The following is a 26,334-nucleotide window of genomic DNA, read 5'->3' on the forward strand; positions in this document are numbered from 1 at the left end:
GCGCTTCGCTGCTGTCACCCCGACTTGTCGGTGGGTGCAACTACGGTGGGGCGGTGAATCGCACTGATCGGCTCTATGCGCTGGTGGAGGATCTGCGGGCGGTGGCGCCTCGGGTGCGGACGGCGCGGGAGCTGGCCGGGCGGTATGAGGTGAGCGTTCGGACCATCGAGCGGGATATCAGTGCGCTGCAGCAGTCGGGAGTGCCGATTTACGCTGATGTGGGGCGGCGGGGTGGGTATGCACTGGATAAGCGGATGTCGTTGCCGCCGTTGAATTTCACCGCGGCGGAGTCGGTGGCGCTGGCGGTCGCGTTGGAGCGCAGTGTGGATACGCCGTTCGCGCATGCGGGGCGGAGCGCGCTGCGGAAGATTCTGGCGGCCATGTCCGACAGTGATGCGGCGTCGGCGCGGGAGCTGGTGGGCCGGGTCGGGCTGATCGAGCGGCATGATCCGGTTGTCGCGCAGGGGATTCCCACGCTGGTCGAGGAGGCGGTGCTGAGCCGCCGGGTGCTCGAGTTCGGGTATCGGGATCGGTTCGGGGCGGGTACCCGGCGGCGGGTCGAACCGATGTTGCTGTTGCACGGCAAGAGTGGGTGGTGCCTGGTGAGCTGGTGCCGGCTGCGGGAGGCGCCGCGCTGCTTCCGTCTGGACCGGATGGTCGACATCATTCTCACCGACGAGCCGATGCCGGTGCGTGCGCTGGAGGGCTGCGATCTCGACATCCCGGAGCACAAACTCCGCATTGTCGCCTTCGGATGAGTTCGGAAAGACCGACAGGGGGTTGTCGCCGGGGAGCGAGATCGTTGGTGCACACCGCACCACAACATCCTCGGAGGACGAATGACCGCGCCCGCGCACAACACCGTCGCTTGGTTCCAGATCGGCAGCAATGAACCGCAGCAGGTTCAGCAGTTCTACGGCGACCTGTTCGGCTGGACCTTCACCTCGGATCCGCAGTTCGGCGGAAACTACGACCTGGTCACCTACTCCGGCGGCGACCGCCCGCAGGGTGGTGTGGCCCGCACCCCCGACCCGTCGGCGAACCATGCCATCTTCAGCGTGATCGTCGCCGACGTAGCGGCCACCGTGGCCGCCGCCGAACGCCTCGGCGCCAAGGTCCAGGTCCCCGTCACCACCACACCCGCAGGCCTGATCTTCGCCGAACTCCTCGACACCTCGGGCAACCACTTCGGCGTCTTCACCCCCGCGCCGGTCTAATCCGGGTCTCGACCCGATCATCGATCAGGAACCGGTGGCGGCAGACGCCGGGAACGGCCGCCACCGCTTCCCCGGCCGAGCCCGGCACCGGTTCCCGGCCGAGCCCGGCCTATCGCGCCGCTCGCAGTACGGGGAGTACGTCGGCGAGGGCATCGAGTTGGCGTCGGGCATCGAGGGAACCTACGCGCAGGATCAGATGTTCGGCGCCCGCATCGAGGTAGCGGCCCAGCCAGTCGACGCACTGTCCGGGTGAGCCACCGAAATACGCTTGGACCGTGGACATTACGTCGAGCGACCGCCGATAGTACTGGCGGACATAGCCATCGAGCTCGGAATGCGCTTTCGCGGGATCAGGATCGAGATTGATCGTCGCGTACATGGCGGCTGTCACCGGGCGGTCCGTGAGATCGCGGATGACGGACCATCCGCGGGCATACGCGCCCGCATCGGGCAGGAACGGCAACCAGCCGTCGTAGTGCCGCGCCACTCGCCGTAGCACCCGCGGAGTATCGCTACCGGCCAGCCACAGTGGCGGCCCCGCAGCGCTCGCCGCGGGCAATGCACCCGAGAGATCCTCGAACTTCCAGTAGCGACCCTCGAAACGGCCACCGCCGGACCAACTCTCGCGCCAGATCGCGACGGTCTCATCCAAGCGGCCCACCCGCTCGTCGAACGGGACCCCGATGGCCGCGAATTCGTCCCGGCTCTCCGGCAGCGGGAATCCGGCGCCGACACCCAGCACCAGCCTGCCCGCGCTGAGCTGATCCACGGTTGCCGCGGTGTGCGCACCGAGCAGCGGATGGCGCAGGGTGGCGGTCAATGCGGCCGTACCCATCCGGACCCGGGACGTGGTCGCGGCGACCGCGGCGAGCAACAACAGTGGATCGACCCTGGTGCGCGCCAGTGGCGAGTCACCGATCCATACGGAGTCGAACCCCGCATCTTCGGCGGCCGCGGCGAATCTCACCAGCCCCGCGGCGTCGTGGCTGCCGGCCATCGCGGTTTCGCGGCTCGGTAGCAATACCCCGATGTGCGTCATGCAGATGATCCTCGGCCGCGACCGGTCGAGCGGCAATTACCTTGCAGGTAAAGGCAAATGCGGGTCGATCCGCGAAAGTGGCCCTTGCTTCAGCTATATCTTACGATATAGCTTCAGTACGTGGGACCACGACGTTTCGGCGGCTTCGAGCCGAGCAGCGGGCGCTTCTTCGGCGCCGGCGAATTGCGATGGGCGCTCTTGGCCCTCATCGCCGAACAGCCGGGACATGGGTACGAACTGATGTCCCGGCTCGAAAAACGGTGCGGCGGCGCGTATCGCCCCAGCGCCGGTGCGGTGTACCCGACGCTCCAGCAATTGGAGGATGAGGGACTTACCACTCTCGAAATCGACAGTGGCCGTAAGGTTTTCCATATCAGCGCGACTGGGCGCGCCGAGGTGGACCAGCACCTCGGCGAGATCGATCGGATCTGGGCGCGCGCTGACGAACGCGGACAGTGGGGTTTGTTCCGCGATCCCGACGCAGCCGAAATCATCGGGCCCGCACTGCGTTTGTTCAAAACCGCGGTCTCGGCCGTGGTGCATTCGCACGGTGATCCCGCGGTGATCGATCAGGTCCGCGGCATCCTCGCCGATACCACACGCGAACTGCAGCAATTGAAGATCGACAGCAAGCGAGAGCACCGCCGGCGGCGCGGCCGGCAGACCGACTGAACGACTCTTCGAATCGAAGGTATTCCCATGGCGCACACCGACAATCCCGCCCAAGCCGTCGCCGCCTCGCAATCGCGCGGACTGGGCGATCTGCTCCTGGACCAGTTCTTCACCAACGGCCGCATCCTGGAAACCGAACGCATCGCCGCCCGCATGACCCGCATCCGCATCGGCGGACCGGCACTGCGGAACCTGGACTGGTTGCCCGGCCAGCACGTACGGGTCGCCACCGGCGACAGCGCGTCCGGCAATGTGCTCGCCCGAGTCGGCGATCTGCGCACGTACTCGGTATGGCATTTCGACCGCGAGCACAGCGAACTCCACCTGTGCGTACTCGACCACGGCGACGGCCCGGGCGCGCGGTGGGGGCGCAATGCCGTTGTCGGGCAGCAGGTTCGATTCCGCGGCCCCGAGGGCTCGTTCACCCTGCGCGCCGACCCGGCATCGGGCGAGGGCGCGCCGTACCACCTGTTCGCCGGTGAGGAGACCGCATCGGTCGCGCTCGGCGCCATGCTGCGCGCGGTTCCGGACGATGTCCCGGTCCACGGCGCGATCGAAACGGCCACGGCCGAGGATCGCCTCCCGCTGCCGCGCGCAGCCGAACTGGCCCATCCCCTGCGCGGCGACGCCTCCGCCGCCCGCTCCGAAATCCTGCTCGACGCGATCCGCGGCCTCGACCTACCGCCCACCCCGGGCGTGGCCTACCTCGCCGGTGAGGCCCGCACCATCCAGCAGATCATGAAACACCTGATCCGCGAACGCCAGTGGCCCCGCCGCGCCATCCTCACCAAGCCCTTCTGGACACCGGGCAAGCGCGGCATGGACTAGTCCGCCCGGCTGGGGAGCCGGAGCCGCGCACCCTCCTCGGAAAACGGCACGGTCGCCACAACCTCTCACATCGAGAGTGCTGCGATGACCGTGTCGACCTCGGAACTCGTTGAAGCTCTGCGGTGTTCGGTTATCCGATATCAGTCGGTGTAGGAATCCATCGGCGGGCAGGAGCAGACCAGGTTGCGGTCGCCGTAGGCGCCGTCGATGCGGCGGACCGACGGCCACACCTTGGGCCGGGGGTTACGCAATCCCTGCGGGTAGACGGCGGTTTCGCGGCTGTACGGGTGCTCCCACTCCCCGACCAGGCACTGGGCGGTGTGCGGAGCGCCGCGCAGCGGGTTGTCCTCGACCGGCCAGACACCGGCCTCGACCTGATCGATCTCACCCTTGATGGCGATCATGGCCTCGATGAACGCGTCGATCTCCTCGAGGTTCTCGCTCTCGGTGGGCTCCACCATGAGCGTGCCCGCGACCGGGAAGCTCATGGTCGGCGCGTGGAAGCCGTAGTCCGCCAGGCGCTTGGCCACATCGTCGACGGTGACGCCGGTGCGCTTGGTGATCTCCCGCAGATCCAGGATGCACTCGTGCGCGACCATGCCGTTCTCACCGGTGAACAGCACGGGGAAGTGCGGATCCAGCCGTCGCGCAATGTAATTCGCCGACGCGATGGCCGTGAGCGTCGCGGCGCGCAGGCCGTCAGCTCCCATCATGCGAATGTAGGACCAGGTGATCGGCAGAATGGAGGCCGAACCGTACTTGGCCGCCGACACCGCATGCGAGCCCGCCTCCAGTGGATCACCCGGCAGGTACTGGGCGAGGTGCTCGCGCACCGCCACCGGGCCGACGCCCGGACCGCCGCCACCGTGCGGAATGCAGAAGGTCTTGTGCAGATTCAGGTGACTGACATCACCACCGAACCGGCCCGGACGAGCCAGTCCGACAAGGGCATTCAGGTTCGCGCCGTCCACGTACACCTGACCGCCGGCATCGTGCACCATGGCGCACAGCTCGGCCACCTCGTGCTCGTACACGCCGTGCGTGGACGGGTAGGTGATCATGATGCAGGCCAGTCGATCGGCGTGATCGGCGATCTTGGCGCGCAGATCGTCCAGATCCACATCGCCGTTCTCGCGAGTTTTCACCACCTCTACCCGCATACCGACCATGGCGGCCGACGCGGCATTGGTGCCGTGTGCGCTGGAGGGGATCAGGCACGTATCCCGGTGCGTATCACCGCGATCCAGGTGGTAGCGGCGAATGGCCAGCAGTCCGGCGTACTCACCCTGGCTACCGGCATTGGGCTGCAGGGACACCCGGTCGTATCCGGTGACCGCGGACAGCCAGCCCTCGAGATCCTCGATCAGGCGGATCAGGCCGGGCGCATCCTCGACGGGCGCGTACGGGTGCACCCGATTGAAGCCCGGCCAGGTGATGGATTCCATCTCCGCCGCCGCATTGAGCTTCATGGTGCAGGACCCGAGCGGAATCATGCTGCGGTCCAGCGCAATATCCTTGTCCGACAGCGCGCGCAGGTAGCGCAGCATGGCGGTCTCGGTGCGGTACCGGGTGAACGCCGGCGCGGTCAGGAACTCCGAGGTGCGGTTCTCGATATGCGGGCGCTGCTTACCGTGGAAGAGCGCGCCCTCCGGGCCGACCGGAATCTCCGCACCGAAGCAGTCCAGCACCGCCACTACATGCGCGTCGGTGGTCGCCTCATCACAGGCGATGCCCACGTGATCGGCGTCGACGAGGCGCAGGTTGATGCCCACGCCCTTCGCCTTGGCCACAATGGTCTCCGCGCCGCCCGGCACGTTCACCAGCACGGTGTCGAAGAACGACTGGTGCACCACCGCATCGCCGAGCCCGGCCGCCAGCCACTGCGCATGCCCGTGCACCCGGCGCGCGATCGACTTCAGCCCGTCGGCGCCGTGATACGAGGCGTACATGGCGGCCACAATGGCCAGCAGCACCTGCGCGGTACAGATATTGGAAGTCGCCTTCTCCCGGCGAATGTGCTGCTCACGAGTCTGCAGCGCGAGCCGGTAGGCGGTATTGCCGTCCGCGTCCACGGAGACGCCGACCAATCGGCCGGGCAGCTGCCGCGCATGGGCGGTATGCACCGCGAGGTATCCGGCATGCGGCCCGCCGAAGCCGAGCGGCACCCCGAAACGCTGGGTGGTGCCGAAGCAGCAATCCGCGCCCTGCTCCCCCGGCGACGTAATCAGGGTCAGCGCAAGCAGATCCGCGCCCACCGCCACCAATGCCCCACGCGCATGGGCGGATTCGATCAGCGGAGCCCAATCGGTGATCCGGCCCGAGGCGCCCGGCTGCTGCAGCAGCACGCCGAAGAACTCGCCCTCGGGCAGCTCGCCACCGGACAGATCCGCCTCGACGATCTCGATGCCCAGCGGCTCGGCCCGGGTGAACAGCACCGTCCGCGTCTGCGGGAACAGATCCGCGTCGATGAGCAGCCGCTGTGACTTACTGCGCCGATTGGCCCGCTGCAGCAGCGTCATGGCCTCGGCCGCCGCGGTCGCCTCGTCCAGCATGGAGGCATTGGCCACATCCATACCCGTCAACTCCGAGACCATGGTCTGGAAATTGAGCAGCGCCTCCAGCCGGCCCTGGCTGATCTCCGGCTGATACGGCGTATACGCGGTGTACCAGGCCGGGTTCTCGATGAGATTGCGCACCAGCACCGGCGGGGTGAGGGTGTCGTAGTAGCCGAGCCCGATCATGGTGGTGGCCACCGTATTCGAGTTCGCCAGCGCGGCCAGCTCATCGAGCACCTCGTGCTCGGAGACGGCCGGCGGCAGGGTATCGAGACCATTGGCGGCGGCGGTGTCGAGAATGCTCGCGGGCACGGCTTTCGCGGCCAGTTCGTCCAGCGACTGGACACCGACGGTCGCGAGAATGCGCTCGAGTTCGCCGCTGTCGGGTCCGATATGACGGTCGGCGAAGGATCGAGTCCAAGTCACGGCTGCTCCAAGGGTGGGCGGGGGGCCGGCCATACGGCCGACGCGTCGTCTGCCCTCCCCCTCTGTCCTTGGCGCCTGAGAGATTCGGGTCCCGGCCAGCTTGTGGCCGTTCCCCTTTCACCATGGGCGGGTGGCTCGGTGGCCACCACTTTCCAGAGGCGTCGAAACTCCGCGCGGTCCCTTGTGCCTGAGAGATTGACGGGGAGGTGCTGCTCCTTCGGCGCCCGGTCCGAGCCCTCGGGGAAGGGCATCGGACTCGGGACTCTCCCGCACGGCTGCGACGCACTGCCAAGTCTAAGGGGCAGCAGGTTACGGGAATGTTGCCTGGGCCTGTTTGAGATCACCGCCGCACAACAATCGAGCGCGCCGCCCATGGGCGGCGCGCTCGGCTGCGGAAGGTGTTGCGTTCAGGAACTACTAACCGGTCTTGGCATTCATGCGTGCCTTGCGGCGGTAGGACAGTTCGTCCTCCGGGCGCTCGGTGGCGGTCGCGGACTCGGCCCGCTCGGCCGGGAAATTGGCGATCGCACCGGTGAGTTCGCGCATGGCGCCGCTCACCGCGATACCGAAGACGCCCTGCCCGCCCTGCAGTAAATCGACGACCTCCTCGGCCGAGGAGCATTCGTACACGGTCGCTCCATCGGAGAAGAGCGTGATACCGGCCAGATCCTCGACGCCTCTGCTGCGCAGATGATCCACGGCTATGCGGATGTTCTGCAGCGAGATACCGGCGTCGAGCAGCCGCTTGACGATCTTGAGGACCAGGATGTCCTTGAAGGAGTACAGCCGCTGGCTACCCGATCCGGTCGCGCTGCGAATGGACGGGACGACCAGCCCGGTGCGAGCCCAGTAGTCCAATTGCCGATAGGTGATACCGGCTACCTGACAGGCGCTGGGTACGCGGTACCCGACCAGGTCGCTCGGCACCGAGTCATCCGGGAACAGCCCTGGCTGCACCACATCCTGCGTGTGCGGTTGATCTCCCACTGACTACTCCCTACTGCTGGCCTATCAGGGCTCGTGTCTCTCATCAAGACGGCGTTCACGACAACTTCACGACACTGCCTTCATGAACACTGCATCAACGCTGGAGCGTGGCCTAACTGTCGAGGCTACTCCACCGATTGTCCAGGCAGCATCGGCCTCGAACCAAGCCTGCCGAGCGGCGTGTTTCTATACCTGAAGTACAGGTCGAGGGATTGTTTCGACTACGCCCAGGTCAGCTGTCGGTGGCTTTGAAATCATCCGGCGAGACCGACTCGAGAAACTCCTTGAACTTCTCCACCTCGTCCTCGCGCTCATCGGGCATCACCAGCCCGGCCTCCTCCAGCACCGGCTCCTCCGCGTAGATCGGACACCCCACACGCAAGGCGATGGCGACCGAATCGGACGGGCGCGCGGAGATGCGCAGATCGTTCTCGAACACCAGATCGGCATAGAAGGTGCCCTCCTGCAGATCCACGATCCGCACCTCTTTCAAGGTGTGGCCGAGATCCTTGATGAGGATCTTGATGAGATCGTGGGTCAGCGGCCGAATCGGCGTGACACCCTCCTGCTCCAGCACGATTGCGGTCGCCTCGGCCTGCCCGATCCAGATCGGCAGATACCTGTCGCCCGACACCTCACGGAGTAACAGCACGGGCTGGTTCTGTGGCTGTTCGACACGTATGCCGATCACACGCATTTCGCTCATCGCACTGCCTCCCATACTCGCTCGGCCGCCCCAGCACACGACGCAGCGGGGCGAGCCGTAACACCGAGTCTAGGCGAAGAATTCAGCCCCCGAGCGATGCACGCACCGAGGTCTTCACCAGGCATGTGTGCAGTGTCAGCGACAACGCCGCCAACTCTCGCACGGTCTCCTCCGCACGGGCGCGCGCATCCGCGTCCCGGCTCTTGGCGATGGGCGCGGCGATTTGCGCGACCATGGCCGCCTCCCGATCCGCCGCCAGTTTGAAGGCGCGCAGATGCCTTGCCTCCAAACCGAATTCGCTCAACGCCTTGGCGGTGCGCGCCAGCGTCACCGCATCGGCGTCGAAGTAACCCGCGGCGCCGGGCGTGATCAGATTCGCGCGAATCAGTTCGGTGAGGAACTTCTCGTCGATTCCCGCCTGCTGCAACAGATCTGCCCGCGGAACCCGGATCTCGTGATCGAACAGGAATTCCTCGGGCGACACCTCACCGGGCACAACACCGAGCCGCCGGAGGCGACTCTCCCCATTGGGGCCCACGCCGTCTCCCCCGGCACCGCCCGCTCGGGCACGGGCTTCCCGTACCCCGAGCGTCGCGGCGCCACTGTCGATCGCTTCCAGCTGTTCCTTGATCACCTTCAAGGGCAGGTACTGGTCCCGCTGTGCCGTGAGCACGAACCGCAGGCGTTCCACGTCGGCGACGTGGAACCTGCGGTAACCCGAGGGCGTGCGCTCCGGACTGATCAATCCCTCCGATTCGAGAAACCGAATCTTCGAGATCGTGATGTCCGGGAAGTCCGGACGCAGCAGATCCAACACGGAGCCGATCGACATTCCTCCGCGTGTCCATTGCTGCGCTGCGCCAGTCATTCCCGTCGGCCTATAGCGCGCCCGCGTCGCTGGTCTGCGGCCGCGGGCCGGTCAGGAACACGAGACGGAACTTGCCGATCTGCACCTCGTCGCCGTTCTGCAGCTCCGAGGAATCCACCGGCTCCCGGTTCACGTAGGTACCGTTCAAACTGCCCACATCGACGACCTGGAAGGTGTCGTCATCCTGGCGGAACTCCGCGTGCCGACGACTGACGGTGACATCGTCGAGAAAGATGTCACTGTCGGGGTGGCGACCCGCGGAGGTGGTGGGCTGATCGAGCAGGAAACGCGAACCGGCATTCGGGCCGCGCTTGACCACCAGCAGGGCTGCGCCCGCGGGCAGACCCTCGACCCCTTGCACCGGCTGCTCGCCGGTCTGCTCGGTGCGCGACGTGTCGACCTCGTTCAGGAAATCAGCGCGGAACACCGAAGTGGTCTCTGCTGCCGTCTCCTGGTAACCCGGGTCCTTGTTCTCGCTCACCCTTGCTCTCCTCCTCGAACCGAATTAATCCATGCAAGCAGTTGATGCCCTCAGCGTGTGCTTGTTGGCATTGACCGTACCCTGCCAGGGCGTACCCGTGCAGGTAGAACTGTGAAGGCTCCTTCAGCCTCCGATAACTCCTTGATAACCTGCGGCATCGAGCAGGTCACCGTACGCGGAGTCGAGCGTTTCGGCGTCTTCGAGCTCGAGCTCGAAGATCCAGCCGTCACCGTAAGGGTCGGTATTGAGGGTCTCCGGCGCGGCCGTCAGAACCTCGTTCACCGCAACGATTTTCCCCGCCAGCGGAGCGTAGATGTCCGAAACACTTTTGGTGGACTCCACTTCGGCGATGCTGTCGCCATTGGCCACATCGGCATTCGCTTCGGGCAGCTGCACGAAAACGACGTCACCGAGCTGCGACTGGGCGTAGTCGGTGATTCCGACCCGCACGCGGGCCGGGCCGGCGATGCGCACCCATTCGTGTTCTTCGGTGTAGCGCAGGTCGTCGGGTAGGTCGCTCACAGGCGATGTCCTTTCGGGCGGGTGGTCCTCTCGGGATCGGCGTCGATCCGTGTGCAACACACCCTAATGGCTAGTGATCTGTCGTCGACGGGGCCGGTATGGCTCGGGCGACCGCAACGGCCTTGCCCACGTAGAGAATGCCGGTCCAGACGTAGGTCGCCACACCCCAGATCAGGAATGCCCCGCCGAAGGCCTTGCTGAAACCTGCTGCGGGCCAATCCATCTGACCGGCGAGCGTCCACGGGAAAGCGGACATGAGCGCGAAGGTGGCGGCCTTGCCGAGGTAGATGACCTCGGGCGGCGGCAGCCCGCGGCGCTTGTAGATGCCCAGCGTCAGCGTCAGGATGCCGTCGCGCGCAACAAGAACGATCACCACCCACCACGGCAGGATGCCGCGAATCAGGAAGCCCGCCAGGGTCGCCAGCAGAAAGAGCCGGTCGACCAGCGGATCCAGGATGGCGCCCAGTTTGGAGGACTGGTCCAGCAGCCGGGCCAGCTTGCCGTCCAGGAAGTCGGTAAAGGCGCTGGCGATCAGCAGCGCGAAGGCCCAGCCGTCGGCCTTCGGGACCAGCAGCAGCCAGAGGAAGACCGGGACGCCGATGAGCCGGATGACGCTCAGCACATTGGGCACGGTGAGGATGCGGTCGCTGTACACCGGTTCGGCGTTCCGCTCGGTTGTCACAACCCGGTCTTACCGTAATCACCGGCGAGTCTCCATACGGGCACGCCGCTGGCCGGTCCGGAGCGGAAACGATATCGTCTCCGCCATACAGGTGGATGACAGAATGAGTGGGGAAGCTTCTCATCTGCCATCCCGGCGTGCGAGAGGAAACACCATGCCAGACTTCGACTACGACGTCGTGGTGATCGGCTCCGGCTTCGGGGGAAGCGTCAGCGCACTGCGACTGACCGAAAAGGGTTACCGGGTGGCCGTGCTGGAGTCCGGCCGGCGCTGGAATGCCGAGGACATCCCGAATACCAATTGGAATGTGCGCAAGGCGATCTGGGCCCCGCGGCTGGGCCTGACCGGCACCCAGCGCATCAGCGTGCTCGGCAAGTGCGCCGTCTTCTCCGCCTCGGGCGTGGGCGGCGGCTCCCTGATCTACGGCAACACCCTGTACGAGCCGCTGCCGGACTTCTACACCGATAAGCAGTGGTCGCACATCACCGACTGGAAATCCGAGCTCGCGCCCTACTACGACCAGGCGCAGCGCATGCTCGGTGTCACACCCAACCCGCGCATGACGCCCGCCGACGATGTGATTCGCTCGGTCGCCGAGGACCTGGGCGTCGCCGACACCTTCCATGCCACCAATGTGGGTGTGTTCTTCAATGAGGAAGCCCCCGGCGACGAGGTGGCGGACCCGTACTTCGGCGGCGCCGGACCGGCCCGCAACGGCTGTATCCACTGTGCGCGCTGCTTCACCGGATGCCCGCACAATGCCAAGAACACCACTCCGAAGAACTACCTGTACCTGGCCGAGCAGGCCGGCGCCACGGTGTTCGCGCTGACCACCGTGACCAAGGTGCGACCCATGACCGGCGGCGGTTACGCCCTGGACACGGTGCGCTCGGATCGCTGGGTTCGCAAGGACCGCAAGACCTTTACCGCCGAACAGGTGGTCTTCGCCGCCGCGGCGCTGGGCACCCAGAAGCTGCTGCACAAGATGCGCGACGAGGCAGTACTGCCGCATCTGTCACCGCGTCTGGGCGAGCTGACCCGCTCCAATTCCGAGGCCATCCTGAATGTGGTGAGCCGCGAGCGCGACGATTTCGCGCAGGGCATCGCCATCACCTCCTCGATTCATCCGGAGCCGAACACGCACATCGAGGTGTGCCACTACGGCGCCGGGCAGAACGGATTGTTCCCGCTGTCGGTGCCGATCGTGGACGGCGGCGCGTTCCGGTTCCTGCGCTTCCTGCTGGCGATGGTGCTGCATCCGCTGGTGTTCGCGCGCAGTCTCAATGCCCGGCGGGCCTCGGACAAATCGGTGATCCTGCTGGTCATGCAGTCTCTGGACAATTCGCTGACCTCCTATCGGCGCTGGGGGCAGCTCAAGACCAAACAGGGCACCGGCAAGCCGAATCCGACCTGGATTCCGATGGCGCACGATGTCGGCCGCCGCTTCGGGGAGAAGGTCGACGGCGATGTGCAGAGCCTCATCATGGACGTGTTCAATATTCCGGCGACGGCCCACTACATCGGCGGCTGCGTGATCGGCGAGGGCCCGGAATCGGGTGTGGTCGATCCGTATCAGCGCGTGTTCGGCCATCCCGGGCTGCACATCGCCGACGGTTCGGCGGTCACCGCGAATCTCGGCGTGAACCCGTCCCTGACCATCACCGCACAGGCCGAGCGCGCAATGGCCTTCTGGCCCAACAGAAATGAGCCCGACCCCCGGCCGCGCCTGGGCAACCCCTACCGCCGCATCAGCCCCGTGCGGCCGCAGCAGCCCACGGTCCCGGACTTCGCCTCGGGCGCCCTGCGCCTGCCGATCTTCCCCGTGGAGGCCAACTGACGGGAATCGCAGTGAGCCACTGCGGATTTCCCGCTACCCGTCGAGCGCGCCACGGCGCTCGACGGTAAGTTGGTGTCGGCCCGATCGACCGACACACGACAGGCAGCAAATCTGGGCGATGGGCGCGCTACATCCGTACCATTTCTTAGCAGCACAGCCGGTATCGATTCGACGAGAGAGGTGCAGCGCCGATGCTCGTTCGAGTACAGAACCCCGCTGGTACGCATGCCGAGAAGCTGCTGATCGACTGGCTCCGCACCTGGAAGGGCCGCGGCGACCCCAAGGGCGTCGCCACCGTCAATTGCAGCCTCTTCCACGGTGATCGGCTCTACCCCTTCGACGCGGTCGTCTGGACGCCGACCAGCTGCGTGGTGATCGAGGCCGAGTCACTGGCGGAGAATCTGCAGGGCGAGCTGGAGGTGCCGCTCAACGGCCCGTGGCGGGTGGCCGAGAAGATCATCACCTTCGACGGCACCGATAAGCGCACCCCGCTGGACAAATCCCGCGATCACACCTTCGCACTGCAGAACTGGCTGGCCGAGCGCGGTCTCGGGCAGCGGGTGGTGCACGGCGCGGTGCTGGTGGTGCCGCCGCCGGATTCGAATCTGCGGGTGCAGCAGCTCTGGAGCGATCCCAGTTTCGAGGTGCTGGTCGGCGATGACCCGCGCCGGCTGCACGACTACTTCATCGGCCTGTCCTCACGCGGCCGCCCGCAGTGGTCGGCCAATGATGTGGCGTGGGCCTTTCGGGGGCTGGGCATTCTGCCGTATCTGCCGGCGCCGCAGGACCTGCTGAACGAGGGCTTCCTGGGCCCGGTGGACATCACGCTCTGGCACGGCGGGCCGCAGCAGGCGCAGGCCGAGGCCTATGCCGAGGAGCAGGCGCGCCTGGAGCTGGAGGCCGCGTCGGCAGGCAACCGGCTGCGGGTGCCCTCGCCCTGGTACAGCCCGTGGAAGCTCTATCCGCGCCGGACCGGTCAGATCGATTTCGGGCGCGGGTTCATGCGCGTCATGCTGTCGCTGGGCATGATCGTGGTGGCGCTGTGGGTGCTGTGGTTCATCATTGCCGCGGTTGTCGCGTACGGGTGAGCGCCACATAGCGGAACGGTAGATAGGCCGCCGTCACCAGGGCGACGGCGGCCGCCGTACCCCCGAGGACATCGGTGGGATGGTGATATCCCAGCCCCACCATGCCGACCAGTACTCCCGGCAGCAGCACCACCGTCACCACCACGATGGTCACCCGTGGCCGCACCGACTCGGTGACCAGCACCATCGCCGTGACGACGGCGATCAACTGCACGGTGTGCCCACTCGGATACGCCAGGTAATGATGCAGCTGCCGGTCCCAGAACGGTTTGAGCGCAAACGAATTCACCAGGATCGCGAACTCCGGCCCGAGGATCATGAACCCGGCGGACCACCACTGCCGCCGGTAGGCGAACCACGCGGCCGCGAGCAGCTGCACCGGAATGATGATGCTGTTGTTGCTGGGCGCGACCAGCACGCTGTAGAGCCACCGATGCCCGTCCAGCGCGGAGTGGATATTCCCTTCCAGAGCGCTGTCCAGCCCGGTCGGACCGCCGTCGGCCGGAAAGAACTGCGGCACAACCACAGTCACGACAATGGCCACCAGGATGAGCGCGGGCAGCGCGGCCTGGCGCATCAGGGTATCGGGCCGGTTCGGGGCGGGCGCGGGCGATCGGATCACCCGGCCACGATAGCCGCGGGCGCAGGGCGGTCACCGCGAGCGCCGCGTTCACTCCCGCAGTGCGGCCCGCTCCAGCAGCGGCCGGGACCGGGCGGGGGCCCACCAGTTCGCGGTGCCCAACAGCCGCATGAAGGCCGGTACCAACACCATTCGCACCAGGGTGGCGTCCATGAGCACCGCCAGCGCCAGGCCGACGCCGAGCATGCGGTTCATGGTCACCTCGCTGCTGGCGATGCCCACGAAGATCACCGCCATGAGCAGCGCCGCCGCGGTGACGATGCGGCCCGACCGGGCAATGCCCAGCGCGACGGCATCGTCATTGTCGGCACGGGTCCGGCCGGAGCGCTTCCACTCCTCGGTGAAGCGCGCGAGCAGGAAGACCTCGTAATCCATCGAGAGCCCGAACGCCACGCAGAACAGCAGTACCGGCAGCGTGGCGATGGTGTATCCGGTGGCCAGTGTGCCCAGGCCGCCCAGGTGCCCGTCCTGGAAGATCCACACCAGCGCGCCGAAGGTCGCCGACAGCGACAGCACATTGAGCACCAGAGCCTTCAAAGGCAGCACCACACTGCCGGTGAGCAGGAGCAGCAGGATGAAGGTGGTCACCGCGATCCAGACGACGGCCTTCGGAAACCCCTCCTTGATGCCCGCGGTGGAGTCCGCGGTCTGCTGGGCGAGCCCGCCGAACAGTACGTGCGTGCCCGCCGGTGCCGTCACGGCATGCAGCGCGCCGAGTTGCCGCTGCCCCTGTTCGGAATACGGATCGACCGTCGAGGAGACCGTCAGATGCGCGCCGTCGCCGTGTCTGGCGGTCGGATCAGCGGGACCGGCCGGTTGGCCGCCTGTGAAGGAGCCCGCCGGGCCGGTGACATCCTGCACATCCGGGACTGCCGACAGGGCGGCCGAATACGCGCCCAGATCGGTGCCGCCGTCGGCAGGGCTCACCACGATGTGCACTGTGCCCGTGGCATTGTCGGCGAACCGATCCCGCAGCAGATCACCCACCTGACGCGATTCCGCCGAGGCGGGCAGCACCCGATCATCGGGCAGGCCGAGTTTCAGCCCGAAGATCGGCGATCCGAACAGCACCAGCAGCGCCAGCACCGGCAGCGCGCACAGTACGGGCCGCCGCTGCACCGTGCGCGCCGCCCGGTAGAGCAAGCCTTCCTGTACCGGCTGGGCCTCCCGCAGCGGTTTCCGATTGATCCGCTCGCCGAACAGCGTCAGCAGCGCGGGGACCATGGTGAGCGTCAGCATGATCGAGAGCGCGACCACCGCCAGACCCGCATAGGCGAGGGAGCGCAGAAAAGCCATGGGGAAGAACGACATTCCGATCAGCGCGATGCCGACCGTGGTCCCGGAGAAGGCCACCGCCCGCCCGCCGCGCTGCATGGCGAGCACCAGCGCCGCGTCACGATCTCGCCCGCCCGCTATCTCTTCCCGATAGCGGCCGATGATCAGCAGCGAATAGTCGATGGCCAGCGCCAATCCGATGGCGGTCGTGATGTTCAGCGCGAAGACCGACAGCTCCACCACGAAGGTCAGCAGGTACAGCACCGCGCTGGTGCCCGCGATGGCGGCGATCCCGGTGATGAACGGAATCGCCGCCGCCACCGCACTTCTCAGGAACCAGATGAGCAGCAGCGCGGTCAGCGGCAGCGCGATGGCCTCGGCGATGGCGAGGTCCTTTTCCGTCTGCTGCCCGGTCTCGGCCAGCACCATGGCCGGGCCACCGGCATGGATGGTGACTCCGTCCCGGCTGCCGGCAAAAGCGCCGGCCAGATCATGCGCGGCCGCAGGCGCGGTGTTCTCGTCGCCGCGCACGCTGGCGACAATGAGCCCGATCCTCTTGTCGCGGCTGACAAGCAGACCGCTCAGCTGCGGATCGGTCCACGGCGAAACAACTTTCGAGACGCGGCCATCGCCCCGCAGCTGTTCGGCGATGTCGCGGCCGCGGGCGGCGGAGGCCGCGCTCCGCACCCCGCCGTCGGATTCCACAGTCAGCACGAGTTGCATGCCGGACATGGAGTAGTCGCGCCCGAGAATGTCCGCGACGCGCGCGGATTCGGAGTCGGTGGCCACGAATCCGCCATTGGACAGCCGCGCGGCGGCCTGCGAACCCAGCGCACCGCAGACCAGGAATGCCACGCCCACCAGAACCAGGACGAGCTTCGGCGCGCGCACGGCCGGTCCGATCAGCGTCGTGATCATCGCGTCTCCCGTCACCGATCGGCCGATGCCTCGTCGCATTGCCCGACACCTCGATAACGAGGAACTGCCGCACCGGGGTTCAATCCGATGCGGCAGTCGCGATCACGACGGGGAAGGTGCGTCTCCGGCGCCGTTCAACATGGCCGCGTGCAGCATCTTCTCCGGCACGCCCAGGCCCTCGATGAGCGTGAGCGCGTGCGGCCGCAGCCGGTCCACGAGTTCGTTCACGCCGCGCCGCACCATTTTCGCCCGTTCCACGGACATGAAGCGGTGCATGATGAACCAGGCCTGGTTCTCCTCGACGGTCTTGTACACGTACAGATCGCAGACGGAGCCGGCCAGTTCACGAGCCGCCTCGTCCTCGATTCCGGCAATGCCTTCGATGAAGGCCTCCAGGACGAGGCGATCGATATGCGCCGTGCCCGCGGCGAGAATGTGGTCCTGGGCATTGTTGAACGCCTCGAAGGGCCCGGTGTCCTTGGCGCGGGCCTGCAGCCGATGCCCGGCCGTGCGGACCAGATAGTCCTCGCGGTCGGCGAAGAGCTGCAGCTGGACCGACCGGCGCGACAGGTCCTGATCGTCGACGCCGTCGTCACCGCGATCACGCAGCCGCTGGATCAGCTGCCGCACGCCCGAGGCTTCGCGCACCGCGTCGCGGGCCATGGTGGCGGCGAAGCGAACCCAGCCCATGGCGTCGAGATCGCGCACCTCATCGGAGTAGGCGGTCAGCAGGTCCTTGGCGACCAGCTGGGTCAGCACCAGATTGTCGCCCTCGAACGTGGTGAAGACATCACTGTCGGCCTTCAGCGTGACCAGGCGGTTCTCGGTGAGATACCCTGCGCCGCCGCAGGCTTCGCGACATTCCTGAATGGCCTGGGTGGCGTGCCGGGTCTGCGCGACCTTGAAACCGGCGGCGCGCTTCTCCAGGGCGCGCTGTGCGGACTCCTCGGTCGCCTGTCCGGTCTGCACCAGATGCATGCGCTGCACCAGATCGTTCTGCGCGAATTGCAGTGCGTAGGCGCGGGCCACCAGCGGCAGCAGGCGGCGCTGATGGCTGCGGTAATCCATCAGCACGGTCTCGACACCCGTATCGGGATCAGCGAATTGGCGCCGCTGCTCGGCGTAGCGGACGGCAATGCTCAGGGCCACCCGGGCCGCCGCGGCCGCCGCACCGCCGACACTGACCCGGCCGCGAACCAGCGTGCCGAGCGTGGTGAAGAACCGCCGGCTCGGGTTGGCGATCTCGGATTTGTAGGTGCCGTCGGGTTCCACGTCGGCATAGCGATTGAGCAGGTTCTCGCGCGGAATTCGCACCTGGTCGAACATGATTCGGCCATTGTCGACACCCGGCAGGCCGCCCTTGAGCCCGTCGTCGGCGGTGGTGACGCCGGGCAGATCCTTACCCTCCGCATCCCGGATCGGCACCAGGAAGCAGTGCACGCCCTGCGATTCGCCACCGGTCACCAGCTGCGCGAAAACCGCTGCCATGCGGGCATGTTCGGCTGCACCGCCGATGTAATCCTTACGCGCGGAAGGCGTAGGGCTGTGCACGATGAACTCTTCTGTGGCAGGGTCGTAGGTGGCTGTGGTCTCCAAGTTGGCCACATCGCTTCCGTGACCGGTTTCGGTCATCGCGAAGCAGCCGAGCAGCTCCAGCGGGAGCAGCGCTTCGATGTACCGGCGGTGCCTCTCGGTACCGAGGTTTTCGACCGCACCGCCGAACAGGCCCCACTGCACACCGCACTTCACCCACAGCGACAGATCGGTGTAGGCAAGCATTTCCAGTGCGGTGACGGCCCCGCCCGGGTCGCCGGTTCCGCCTTCGACCTCGCGGAAACCGCGTTCGGCCCATCCGAAGGAGGACACCAGATGCATTTGCTCCAGTACCCGCGTTCTCGCGGCCTTGTAATCGAGGTAGGGATCGCCGTAGAGCCGGGCATCGTCGAGATGCACCCGGGCCTGTTCGCGCACGTCCCGCCAGGGTCCGTCGAGAGCCGCGCGTAGATGTTCCGCTATCGGATCGCCATCGTTCGCCATGCTTCAAAACACTACTGCTATCGCCCTGCTCAACCCGGTGATCTATCGCACCCGTGTACTTTTCTCCTGTGAGCAATGATCTGGCAATCGAGACCGGCGGTGCCGCCGAGGGCATTGTCGGGCGGTCGCGCAGGCTGCTGACCAGTGTTGTCGGCAAAGCGGTCGCCGACCGCAATGCCGTCGCCGATGTTGTCACCGAGGCACCCGCACCGCTGCAGCCGATCGACCTCACCGACGATGCCGCCGTGACCCAGGTTTTGGACCTGGTCGAGCGGGTAGGCGAAGTGGTGCTTTCCGCCGGTACGGCCGTGATGGACACCACCGCGCAGATCGAAGCCATTGCCTCCACCTACGGCCTGTCCAAATGCGATATCGATGTCACCTACAACTCGATCCGCATTTCTGTCGACCGTGGCACCTTCATGCCGCCGGCCAGCACGATGCGGGTGGTCAAATATCGGTCGCTCGATTTCACTCGACTGGCCGCGGTCGACCGCCTGACCCGGCGAATCCGGCGGGAACTGATGCCGCCGGAGGAGGCCCTGGCGGCGCTCGAGGAGATCACCTCGGCACCGCATCCTTATCACCGCTGGATCTCGACGTTCGGCTGGTCGCTGATGGCCGCGGCGGTGGCGCTACTGCTCAATGGCGGCCTGATGATCGCCGCGCTGAGTTTCGCCACCACCGCTCTCATCGACCGCACCAATCGCCGGCTCAACCGGCGCGGTCTGCCGTTCTTCTTCCAGCATGTGGTCGGCGGCATGATCGCGGCGATGCCGGCGGTGCTCGTGTCCACCTTCGCCAGCCATCTGCATCGGGATCCGGCACTCATCATCGCGGCCGGAATCTCCGTGCTGCTGGCCGGTTTACAGCTGTTCGGCGCGGTCGAGGACGCCATTACCGGTGCACCCATCACCGCGGCTGCGCGCATGCTCGAGGTCGTCATGATGACCGGCGGCATCATCGCGGGCATCGTGCTGACGCTGCGGGTGTCCGAACTGCTGAACCTCACCACCCCGACGGTCGATATGGCCCCGGGCCGGGACCTCACCAATCTTCCGATCAGGGTGGCGGCGGGCGCTGTCACCGCACTGGCCTTCGCACTGGCCTGCTATGCCGAGCGGCGGGCGCTGACCACGGCCGCGTTCAGTGGTGCGGCGGCCATTGCCGTCTATCTCGTGGCGCAGAATGCCGGTTTCGGCCCGATCGTCTCCTCCGGTGTGGCGGCCATTGTGGTCGGCCTCGCCGGTGGTCTGCTCGCCCGCCGCGCGCTGACGCCGCCGCTGGTGGTCGCCCTGGCGGGCATCACTCCCCTGCTCCCGGGTCTGCGTGTCTATCGCGGTCTCTACGCGCTGCTCAATGACGAACAGCTGATCGGCATCAATCAGCTCTTCAGCGCGCTCGCCGTCGGATGCGCCCTCGCGGCCGGCATCACCCTGGGAGAATGGTTCGCGCGGGACCTGCGCCGGCCTCGAATCATCCCGCGCCTTACCACCATCCGAATCTCCCGCCGGACGGGATCGGTCATCACAGGTCGTCCTCCGATAAAGCCTTCTTGATCAGCGTCTGGGCGGCGTCGCCGTAGGCGGCCTGCTCGGCCAGGGCCCGGAACACTCTCTCGTACAGCACGAGTTCGCGCGGCTGCCGGATGGTCAGCTCGGCCGAGATCGTCTCCACCTGCACCAGGTGCGTATCGAAGAAGGTGAAATTTGTTGTCTCATAGATGAATTCAGCGGTGCTGGGGACAACGCCGACGACCACGCGCTCGGCGGACAGCATGGTCTGCAGATGCTCGAGCTGCGCCCTGCGGACCGCGCCGTCGCCCACGGACGTGTACAGCGCGGCCTCGCCGATGAGGAAGTGGAAGCGGTGCTTACCTTCGCGCAGCACGCGCTGCCGTTCCATCCGCGCGGCCACCGCGTGTTCGAGATCGTCGGGGCTGCCGAGGAACCGAATACACCGCCGCAGCACGGCTTCCGCGTAATCGCGGGTCTGCAGCAGTCCGGGCAGCAGCAGACAGTCGTAGCCGCGCACCAGGCCGGTGGCCGCTTCCCGCTCGATACTCTGCCGCTGCCTGCGCGCATGACCGGTGGCCGCGATGCGCCGCCATTCCAGATGGGCGGCATTCACATTGCGCACGGTCGCAATGAGATCCGGCAGGGCGAGTTCGTTCCTGGTGATCCGGCACCACACGGCGAGATCCTCCTCGGACGGCAGCTGCCGGCCGTGCTCTATCTTCGATATCTTCGTCGGCCCCCAGCCCGCGCGCGCGGCCAGGTCCCGTCCGGAGATACGGGCCGACACCCGGAGTTCCCGCAACCGAACCCCGAGCGCCTGCCGCCCCTCGTCAACCCTGGTCACGGAGGTAGACGTCGAACGGAACAGCCAACGGCCACAACTGATCCCGGACCTGGGCGCAGCGGGCGAGCAGCACCGGATCCTCGGTGACCGCACCGCCGGCCCATTCGCCCTCGGGCGAGAAGATCGAGAAGGCCAGCGGGCCGTCGTCGAAGAGCCACCAGTCGTCGGCGGTGTAGTCGGCCGGATCGACGCGGTGCCGGGGCAGGTACCGGACCTGTTCTCCGGCTTCGACATTGCGCTCGGTGTGATGCAGCAGGAAGCGGGTGTAGTCGGTATGCGGTTCGGTCACGATGCGTAATCGCTGGATCAGGGTGCCCTCCTCGGTCACCTCGCGCACAAGCGCATCCCATTCCCGCCAGTCGGCCGGATAACTGGTCGGCTCCCCCGCCACGAAATGTTCCAGTTGCTCGTTCTCGGCGGCCACACCGTAGGTGTCCTGCACCTCCAGGTGGAACGCGCGACGATGCGACCGGTACAGGTCATCGAATTCGGAGCGATAGAGCATGCGGGTAACTCGCTTTCAACGCACGAACTTCCACGGCCGTCTCGTGGTCGGGAATCTGCATGGCGGACAGCACATGGGGGTCGTCGACCACGTCACCGCAGAGGGTGAAGGTCCCGTTTCCGGTGTTGTGCAGCGCTGCACCCAGACAGGTTTCGAGTTCCAGAAAGCCGAGCAGTTGATGGGGTATCTCGACAGTGCCCGGGGTATGGCCGGTACGCCACCCCTGCACAATGATGCTGTCGCGGTCGGTTGCCCACAATCTGGGTGATCCGTTGCCGCCGGTGGGTCCGCCCAGAAGCCGTATCTCCATGATGCCGTGTCCTTGCTCGAGGCAACTACGAACACATCTCATTATCGCTGGTGCCAGGACCTTTCCAGCAGGAGATTCGAGCAACCTCGAGCAATCCGCTGCCGCCGGGGCGCGGTGATCCATACCGTGTAATCCGGAAACCACCGACAGCAAGGGCAATGATGAGCGCACCATCGGCGATCGGCTATCTGCGGCACGACATCTCGAAGGCCAGGCAGGTGTGGGATGAGGCGCAGATCCGCAGCGTCGCCGCCCGCCTCGGCTACGACCTGCGCAAAACCGTCGTCTTCGGCCCCCACACCGACCGCCCCGACCTGCGCCTGCGCACGGTGGTGAGCCGCCTGGGCGTAGACGCCGTGGTGACCCCCAGCCTCGCGCACTTCGGCGGCGAGGTCCCCGATTTTCTGGCCCGGGTGTGCGATGTCATCACCGTCGACCCGGAGACTACCTATGCCCGCTCAGCGAACGACCTGCTGCCGGACTCGGGCGGAGCTTGACGTCCCAGCTCGGCTCGCCCGATAGGATCGATCGGTACCGTCGCCTGGACGAGGAGTGGATGGTGTCCGAACTGCTGGATTGGGCTCGCAAGGAGAACCTGCAGCCTGCCCCGATCACCGTGGAGATCTGGAAGACCCTTCCAGAAGACTTCTGCCGACTTGTCGAGGTCGTCAACGGTGAGGCGGTTCGCGCCGAATCTCCCTTCCGCCCACATCAAAAAGCGGCCCGCCGCATTGCCGACTTCATCGAAACGGCAGCCGACGCGCACATGAGCCGGTACAACGACGGCTGCCTCGATGTCGACACCGACTTCGATGTGTTGCTCTGGGAACTGCCGCGCGCGACGATCCGGCGTCCGGATGCCGCACTGTTCGCGTGCGCTCCGCCGGATCTCCGCCCGCTGCCCGCATCGATGGTCAAACTTGTGGTCGAAGTCGTCTCCCCCGGCACCGAACGAGTCGACACCGCCGACAAAATGGCGGAGTACGCGTTGGCAGGGATCCCTTGGTATTGGATCGTGCACCTTGCCGACAACGAGGTAGCCGTCATCGAAACCTTCGTACTCGACCACCTTCTGAACCAGTATCGCCCGCACCGAACGCTCGAGCACACCGACGGTGTGGCTGAGATCGACCTGCCGATCGCGGTCAAACTCGATTGGAGTCGCCTCATCGGACTTGCGCGTTGAGCGGCAGAGGAACCTGTTACGCCCGTTAGGGATTCGTTCAGACGGATGATGCTCGCGGTTCGTCGACTACCGGCACCGGAATCTGATTGAGCGCGTAGTAGACCGCCAATACCCCGTGCAGTGCCAGGGTCAGCGGTGCGGAGACGAAGGCCAAGCCGACGGTGGTCGGGTAGATGGCGATGCCCAGACCGAAGCGCCAGCGGGTGGCGCGGGCGGCCGCGACGTCGACCCGCGGGTAGAAGAGGTTGCCGGTGCGGGTCAGGTGCAACCACACCGCTTGGAACAAAATGCCGTGGTAGACCATGAAACTGCCGTATATGGCGACCGTGATCCGCGCGGCATGGCTCCCGGTCCACGCGCTCACCGACCCGCCCTCGTGGCCCTCGGTCAGGTAGTCCGCGACCAGCGCCGCAGGCCAGGGCAGCGCGACAACGCCCATGAGCAGCAACAGGTTCAGAAACAGCAGCGTGCGGTCCACCCGCTCGACGAAGGCGAACACGGTGTGGTGGTTCACCCACATGATGCCGATATTCAGGAATGTCACCACATACGCCGCGTACGAGGGCCACTGATGCCCCAGCTCCTGCCACAGCTGATCACCCGCGTTCAGCGGAACCTTGATCTCCAGGATCAACAGCGTGATCGCCACCGCGAACACACCATCACTGAAGGCCTGTGCCCGCCCCGAATCATTCACAGCCACAGAGACTACTGAGTAATCCGCATACTGGTTCGACGCGCAGCGTCACTGCCCGCACCGGCAAGTACGGCGAACCGCTGGTGCACCGATCCGCAGACTCAGGGGTTGCAAATAGACTCGTATTCCGCATAACAGCACGTAAACGACTGTGCCACAATCGAAGCCCGAAACACGATAATGCCGATCGCGATCTTGCTTGTTACCGTGACATATGAACCTGTTCGCGCGATGGGGTGATCTGGCCTGCCGATGGCGGTTCGGGGTCATCGGAGTGATGGTGGCGGCGCTGCTGTCACTGGGTGGTTATGGACTCGGCCTGGACGACCACCTGAGCTCCGGCGGGATGTTCGATCCCTCCGCGGAATCGTCGAAGGCGGGAAGTCTGGCCGATTCCGCCTTCGGCCGCAATCACAATGTCGATGTGGTCGTGCTCTACACCGCGCCCGAGGGCAAGACCGTCGACGATCCAGACTTCAGCAGCACGGTCGTCGATCATCTCAACAGCCTGCCGCGCGACCATCCCGATCAGATCCCGGGCGTCAACGGCACCTACTGGCCGACCGAGACCGGCGCTACCTCCTCTGCCTTCGTGTCCAAGGACCACACCCGCGCGATCGCCGCGATCGCCCTGCGTGGTGAGAACGACACCGATCTGCTCAACAGCTATCGAGCGGTCAAGGGCGACTTCGCCATTCCGGGCGTGGATGTTCAGGTCGGCGGGTTGCAGCCGGTGGCAGGCACCCTCAGTGACACGGTCGCCGACGATATCCACCGCATGGAGTTGATGGCGATCCCACTGGTGGGGCTACTGCTGTTCTTCATCTTCGGCGGTGTGGTCGCCGCAGCGCTACCGCTGATCATCGGTCTGCTCACCATCTTCGGCGCGTCCGGCGTCGTGCGGTTCGTCACGAACTTCACCGAGGTGAATTCCTTCGTCTCCCCGGTGGTTTCGATGATCGGGCTCGGGCTGGCGATCGACTACGGCCTGTTTATCGTCAGCCGGTTCCGCGAAGAACTGGCAGCGGGGTACGACACTCGCACAGCGGTACGGCGCACCGTCATGACGGCCGGGCGCACCGTGGTGTTCTCCGCGACCATGATCGTCGCGAGTCTCGGTGGCCTGCTGCTGTTCCCGCAGGGCTTCTTGAAATCCATTGCGTATGGCGCGATCGCGACCGTGACCATCGCGGCGCTCGCCGCTCTCACCGTCCTGCCGGCCATGCTGGCGATTCTCGGCCCGCGGGTGGATATGCTGGGACTGGATCGCTTTCGGCGGACCAAGTCGGCCGCGCCGATGGAGAGCGGATTCTGGGGTCGCACCACCGGTTGGGTGATGAAACATCCACGGAAGGTGGTTATCCCGCTGCTGCTCGGACTTGCGCTGTTGATCGTGCCGATCCAGAACCTCGTCTTCGGCGGATTCAGCGAGAAGTATCTGCCCCCGGATAACCCGACCCGAATGGCGCAGGAACAGATCGACAAGTACTTCCCGCTCCGCAAGTCCGATCCGCTCGAAATCGTTTTTGTCACAGGCAGTTCGGCTGATGTCGGACCGGTCTGGAATCAGGCCAACCAAGCGCCCGGACTGGTCGGGAAGTTCGATATTCCGGAGCGCTCGCGGTCGAATCCCGACATCTATCGGACCACGGCACCGGTGGCGGATATCAACGATGCCGGCGCGACCATCGAGTATCTGCGAAAGCTGAACCTGCCCGACGATATGACCGTGCTCGTCGGCGGTGTGCCCGCACTGCAGAAAGACAGCATCGACGCCCTGCTGGCCCGGATCCCGTGGATGATCGCGTTGGTTCTCCTGCTCACCGGCCTGCTGATGTTCCTCACCTTCGGCTCGGTCGTGCTGCCGATCAAGGCCGCATTGATGAGCGGCCTCGGACTCGGTTCCACCCTGGGCATTCTCACCTGGATATTCGTCGACGGACATGGGGCAGGCCTGCTGAACTTCACCCCGCAACCCGGCCAGGCGAACATGCTGGTGTTGATCATCGCCATCGTCTACGGCCTGTCAACCGACTATGAGGTGTTCCTGGTATCCCGCATGGTCGAGGCACGCACAAAGGGCGCGACCACTGACGAAGCGATCCGCACCGGCACCGCGCAGACCGGCGGCATCATCACCGCGGCGGCCCTCATCCTCCTGGTGGTCACCGGCGCCTTCGCCTTCTCGGATCTGGTACTCATGCAGTACATCGCCTACGGCATGATCGCCGCCCTCTTCATCGACGCCACCCTGCTCCGCATGCTCCTGGTCCCCGCCACCATGAAGCTCCTCGGCGACCGGGTCTGGTGGGCGCCGGCCTGGATGAAGCGAATCCAGCAGCGCATCGGGCTGGGTGAACCGGTCTTGGACGACGAGCCGCCGTCGCCGCCCCCGGTTCCCGAACTCGTCGGGGCCGGCCGCTGACCCCCCGGCCGGACGAGCAGCGCGGACCGATCCCCCAATCTCCCCTATAGCCAGGCGATTACCCGGCAGACT

General features: G+C 66.1%; 25 protein-coding genes and 1 riboswitch. Of the genes, 10 read left to right on the top strand and 15 right to left on the bottom strand.

All coding sequences use genetic code 11. The annotated features are described in order from the left end of the window. The first annotated feature begins 53 nt into the window (after positions 1-53). Both ABZX86_RS10920 and ABZX86_RS10925 read left to right on the top strand, forming a co-directional pair. Positions 54-758 (top strand): WYL domain-containing protein, encoded by a 705-nt coding sequence (locus tag ABZX86_RS10920; RefSeq protein ID WP_355122265.1) that lies wholly within the window; start codon positions 54-56, stop codon positions 756-758. Between the two features lie 81 nt (positions 759-839). Continuing rightward, the gene (locus tag ABZX86_RS10925) at positions 840-1,217 is read left to right on the top strand and encodes a VOC family protein (protein WP_355122267.1); all 378 of its coding nucleotides are present in this window, start codon (positions 840-842) and stop codon (positions 1,215-1,217) included. 109 nt (positions 1,218-1,326) lie between these two features. On the opposite strand, the gene ABZX86_RS10930 is transcribed toward ABZX86_RS10925, so the two are convergent. Beyond that, positions 1,327-2,256, bottom strand: a complete 930-nt coding sequence (locus tag ABZX86_RS10930) for an LLM class flavin-dependent oxidoreductase (protein WP_355122269.1) — start codon at positions 2,254-2,256, stop codon at positions 1,327-1,329. Between the two features lie 120 nt (positions 2,257-2,376). Here ABZX86_RS10930 and ABZX86_RS10935 point away from each other — a divergent pair, with 120 nt between their 5' ends. Both ABZX86_RS10935 and ABZX86_RS10940 read left to right on the top strand, forming a co-directional pair. After that, on the top strand, positions 2,377-2,928 hold the full coding sequence (locus tag ABZX86_RS10935) for a PadR family transcriptional regulator (protein WP_355122271.1): 552 nt from the start codon (positions 2,377-2,379) through the stop codon (positions 2,926-2,928). 27 nt (positions 2,929-2,955) lie between these two features. Next, positions 2,956-3,756: a siderophore-interacting protein gene (locus tag ABZX86_RS10940; protein ID WP_355122273.1), complete on the top strand. Its 801-nt coding sequence runs from the start codon at positions 2,956-2,958 to the stop codon at positions 3,754-3,756. A gap of 140 nt (positions 3,757-3,896) precedes the next feature. Here ABZX86_RS10940 and gcvP read toward each other — a convergent pair whose 3' ends face one another. The 7 genes from gcvP to ABZX86_RS10975 form a co-directional block, all read right to left on the bottom strand. After that, positions 3,897-6,770: an aminomethyl-transferring glycine dehydrogenase gene (gene gcvP / locus ABZX86_RS10945; protein ID WP_355122275.1), complete on the bottom strand. Its 2,874-nt coding sequence runs from the start codon at positions 6,768-6,770 to the stop codon at positions 3,897-3,899. 131 nt (positions 6,771-6,901) lie between these two features. Then, positions 6,902-7,017: riboswitch (glycine riboswitch) on the bottom strand. Between the two features lie 137 nt (positions 7,018-7,154). Next, a complete protein-coding gene (locus tag ABZX86_RS10950) occupies positions 7,155-7,724 on the bottom strand; it encodes a MerR family transcriptional regulator (protein ID WP_355122277.1) in 570 nt (189 codons plus the stop codon). A 232-nt stretch (positions 7,725-7,956) separates the two neighbouring features. After that, on the bottom strand, positions 7,957-8,430 hold the full coding sequence (locus tag ABZX86_RS10955) for a bifunctional nuclease family protein (protein ID WP_067689422.1): 474 nt from the start codon (positions 8,428-8,430) through the stop codon (positions 7,957-7,959). A gap of 82 nt (positions 8,431-8,512) precedes the next feature. Beyond that, a complete protein-coding gene (locus ABZX86_RS10960; protein ID WP_355122279.1) occupies positions 8,513-9,262 on the bottom strand; it encodes a MerR family transcriptional regulator in 750 nt (249 codons plus the stop codon). 46 nt (positions 9,263-9,308) lie between these two features. After that, positions 9,309-9,779: a glycogen accumulation regulator GarA gene (gene garA, locus ABZX86_RS10965; RefSeq protein ID WP_355122281.1), complete on the bottom strand. Its 471-nt coding sequence runs from the start codon at positions 9,777-9,779 to the stop codon at positions 9,309-9,311. Positions 9,780-9,902: 123 nt separating this feature from the next. Beyond that, positions 9,903-10,301, bottom strand: coding sequence for a glycine cleavage system protein GcvH (gcvH, locus tag ABZX86_RS10970; protein WP_297621411.1), 399 nt, complete (start codon positions 10,299-10,301; stop codon positions 9,903-9,905). A 70-nt stretch (positions 10,302-10,371) separates the two neighbouring features. Further along, positions 10,372-10,983: a CDP-alcohol phosphatidyltransferase family protein gene (locus ABZX86_RS10975; RefSeq protein ID WP_327140102.1), complete on the bottom strand. Its 612-nt coding sequence runs from the start codon at positions 10,981-10,983 to the stop codon at positions 10,372-10,374. A 154-nt stretch (positions 10,984-11,137) separates the two neighbouring features. Between ABZX86_RS10975 and ABZX86_RS10980 the strand changes: the two genes are divergently transcribed. Both ABZX86_RS10980 and ABZX86_RS10985 read left to right on the top strand, forming a co-directional pair. Beyond that, positions 11,138-12,820, top strand: coding sequence for a GMC family oxidoreductase (locus ABZX86_RS10980; protein WP_355122284.1), 1,683 nt, complete (start codon positions 11,138-11,140; stop codon positions 12,818-12,820). Positions 12,821-13,011: 191 nt separating this feature from the next. Next, on the top strand, positions 13,012-13,908 hold the full coding sequence (locus ABZX86_RS10985) for a nuclease-related domain-containing protein (protein ID WP_355122286.1): 897 nt from the start codon (positions 13,012-13,014) through the stop codon (positions 13,906-13,908). On the opposite strand, the gene ABZX86_RS10990 is transcribed toward ABZX86_RS10985, so the two are convergent. The 3 genes from ABZX86_RS10990 to ABZX86_RS11000 form a co-directional block, all read right to left on the bottom strand. Continuing rightward, positions 13,880-14,530, bottom strand: coding sequence for a phosphatase PAP2 family protein (locus ABZX86_RS10990; RefSeq protein WP_355122288.1), 651 nt, complete (start codon positions 14,528-14,530; stop codon positions 13,880-13,882). The two genes, ABZX86_RS10985 and ABZX86_RS10990, sit on opposite strands and share 29 nt — an antisense overlap. 48 nt (positions 14,531-14,578) lie before the next feature. Then, a complete protein-coding gene (locus ABZX86_RS10995; protein WP_355122290.1) occupies positions 14,579-16,741 on the bottom strand; it encodes an MMPL family transporter in 2,163 nt (720 codons plus the stop codon). A gap of 102 nt (positions 16,742-16,843) precedes the next feature. Further along, the gene (locus tag ABZX86_RS11000) at positions 16,844-18,778 is read right to left on the bottom strand and encodes an acyl-CoA dehydrogenase (protein ID WP_355122292.1); all 1,935 of its coding nucleotides are present in this window, start codon (positions 18,776-18,778) and stop codon (positions 16,844-16,846) included. 113 nt (positions 18,779-18,891) lie between these two features. On the opposite strand from ABZX86_RS11000, the gene ABZX86_RS11005 reads away from it, so the two are divergent. Then, complete coding sequence (locus tag ABZX86_RS11005) at positions 18,892-20,337, top strand: threonine/serine exporter family protein (protein ID WP_355122623.1); 1,446 nt, start codon at positions 18,892-18,894, stop codon at positions 20,335-20,337. On the opposite strand, the gene ABZX86_RS11010 is transcribed toward ABZX86_RS11005, so the two are convergent. Genes ABZX86_RS11010 through ABZX86_RS11020 form a run of 3 tightly spaced genes read right to left on the bottom strand, consistent with a single transcriptional unit; the run spans position 20,306 to position 21,954 of the window. Further along, complete coding sequence (locus ABZX86_RS11010; protein ID WP_355122293.1) at positions 20,306-21,139, bottom strand: helix-turn-helix transcriptional regulator; 834 nt, start codon at positions 21,137-21,139, stop codon at positions 20,306-20,308. The two genes, ABZX86_RS11005 and ABZX86_RS11010, sit on opposite strands and share 32 nt — an antisense overlap. Continuing rightward, complete coding sequence (locus ABZX86_RS11015) at positions 21,126-21,644, bottom strand: DUF6879 family protein (protein WP_355122295.1); 519 nt, start codon at positions 21,642-21,644, stop codon at positions 21,126-21,128. The genes ABZX86_RS11010 and ABZX86_RS11015 overlap by 14 nt, the downstream gene beginning before the upstream one ends. Next, positions 21,619-21,954 (bottom strand): hypothetical protein, encoded by a 336-nt coding sequence (locus tag ABZX86_RS11020; protein WP_355122297.1) that lies wholly within the window; start codon positions 21,952-21,954, stop codon positions 21,619-21,621. The genes ABZX86_RS11015 and ABZX86_RS11020 overlap by 26 nt, the downstream gene beginning before the upstream one ends. A gap of 161 nt (positions 21,955-22,115) precedes the next feature. Here ABZX86_RS11020 and ABZX86_RS11025 point away from each other — a divergent pair, with 161 nt between their 5' ends. Both ABZX86_RS11025 and ABZX86_RS11030 read left to right on the top strand, forming a co-directional pair. Further along, positions 22,116-22,451: a hypothetical protein gene (locus tag ABZX86_RS11025; protein ID WP_355122299.1), complete on the top strand. Its 336-nt coding sequence runs from the start codon at positions 22,116-22,118 to the stop codon at positions 22,449-22,451. A gap of 59 nt (positions 22,452-22,510) precedes the next feature. Next, the gene (locus tag ABZX86_RS11030; protein WP_355122301.1) at positions 22,511-23,140 is read left to right on the top strand and encodes a Uma2 family endonuclease; all 630 of its coding nucleotides are present in this window, start codon (positions 22,511-22,513) and stop codon (positions 23,138-23,140) included. Positions 23,141-23,177: 37 nt separating this feature from the next. Here ABZX86_RS11030 and ABZX86_RS11035 read toward each other — a convergent pair whose 3' ends face one another. After that, positions 23,178-23,837, bottom strand: a complete 660-nt coding sequence (locus tag ABZX86_RS11035) for a TMEM175 family protein (protein WP_355122303.1) — start codon at positions 23,835-23,837, stop codon at positions 23,178-23,180. A gap of 220 nt (positions 23,838-24,057) precedes the next feature. Here ABZX86_RS11035 and ABZX86_RS11040 point away from each other — a divergent pair, with 220 nt between their 5' ends. Continuing rightward, entirely contained in the window at positions 24,058-26,262 is a 2,205-nt protein-coding gene (locus tag ABZX86_RS11040) for an MMPL family transporter (RefSeq protein WP_355122625.1), read from the top strand. Positions 26,263-26,334: the final 72 nt, after the last annotated feature.

Source organism: Nocardia sp. NPDC006630 (genome assembly GCF_040611495.1).
Lineage (GTDB): Bacteria > Actinomycetota > Actinomycetes > Mycobacteriales > Mycobacteriaceae > Nocardia.

What these genes read in the sequence shown, in the direction of transcription:
- ABZX86_RS10925 (WP_355122267.1), top strand. Translation starts at nt 840, where the DNA reads ATGACCGCGCCCGCGCACAACACCGTCGCTTGGTTCCAGATCGGCAGC.
- ABZX86_RS10930 (WP_355122269.1), bottom strand. Translation starts at nt 2,256, where the DNA reads ATGACGCACATCGGGGTATTGCTACCGAGCCGCGAAACCGCGATGGCC.
- ABZX86_RS10940 (WP_355122273.1), top strand. Translation starts at nt 2,956, where the DNA reads ATGGCGCACACCGACAATCCCGCCCAAGCCGTCGCCGCCTCGCAATCG.
- gcvP (WP_355122275.1), bottom strand. Translation starts at nt 6,770, where the DNA reads ATGGCCGGCCCCCCGCCCACCCTTGGAGCAGCCGTGACTTGGACTCGA.
- ABZX86_RS10955 (WP_067689422.1), bottom strand. Translation starts at nt 8,430, where the DNA reads ATGAGCGAAATGCGTGTGATCGGCATACGTGTCGAACAGCCACAGAAC.
- ABZX86_RS10960 (WP_355122279.1), bottom strand. Translation starts at nt 9,262, where the DNA reads ATGTCGATCGGCTCCGTGTTGGATCTGCTGCGTCCGGACTTCCCGGAC.
- ABZX86_RS10980 (WP_355122284.1), top strand. Translation starts at nt 11,138, where the DNA reads ATGCCAGACTTCGACTACGACGTCGTGGTGATCGGCTCCGGCTTCGGG.
- ABZX86_RS10985 (WP_355122286.1), top strand. Translation starts at nt 13,012, where the DNA reads ATGCTCGTTCGAGTACAGAACCCCGCTGGTACGCATGCCGAGAAGCTG.
- ABZX86_RS10995 (WP_355122290.1), bottom strand. Translation starts at nt 16,741, where the DNA reads ATGATCACGACGCTGATCGGACCGGCCGTGCGCGCGCCGAAGCTCGTC.
- ABZX86_RS11000 (WP_355122292.1), bottom strand. Translation starts at nt 18,778, where the DNA reads ATGGCGAACGATGGCGATCCGATAGCGGAACATCTACGCGCGGCTCTC.
- ABZX86_RS11015 (WP_355122295.1), bottom strand. Translation starts at nt 21,644, where the DNA reads ATGCTCTATCGCTCCGAATTCGATGACCTGTACCGGTCGCATCGTCGC.
- ABZX86_RS11020 (WP_355122297.1), bottom strand. Translation starts at nt 21,954, where the DNA reads ATGGAGATACGGCTTCTGGGCGGACCCACCGGCGGCAACGGATCACCC.
- ABZX86_RS11025 (WP_355122299.1), top strand. Translation starts at nt 22,116, where the DNA reads ATGAGCGCACCATCGGCGATCGGCTATCTGCGGCACGACATCTCGAAG.
- ABZX86_RS11030 (WP_355122301.1), top strand. Translation starts at nt 22,511, where the DNA reads ATGGTGTCCGAACTGCTGGATTGGGCTCGCAAGGAGAACCTGCAGCCT.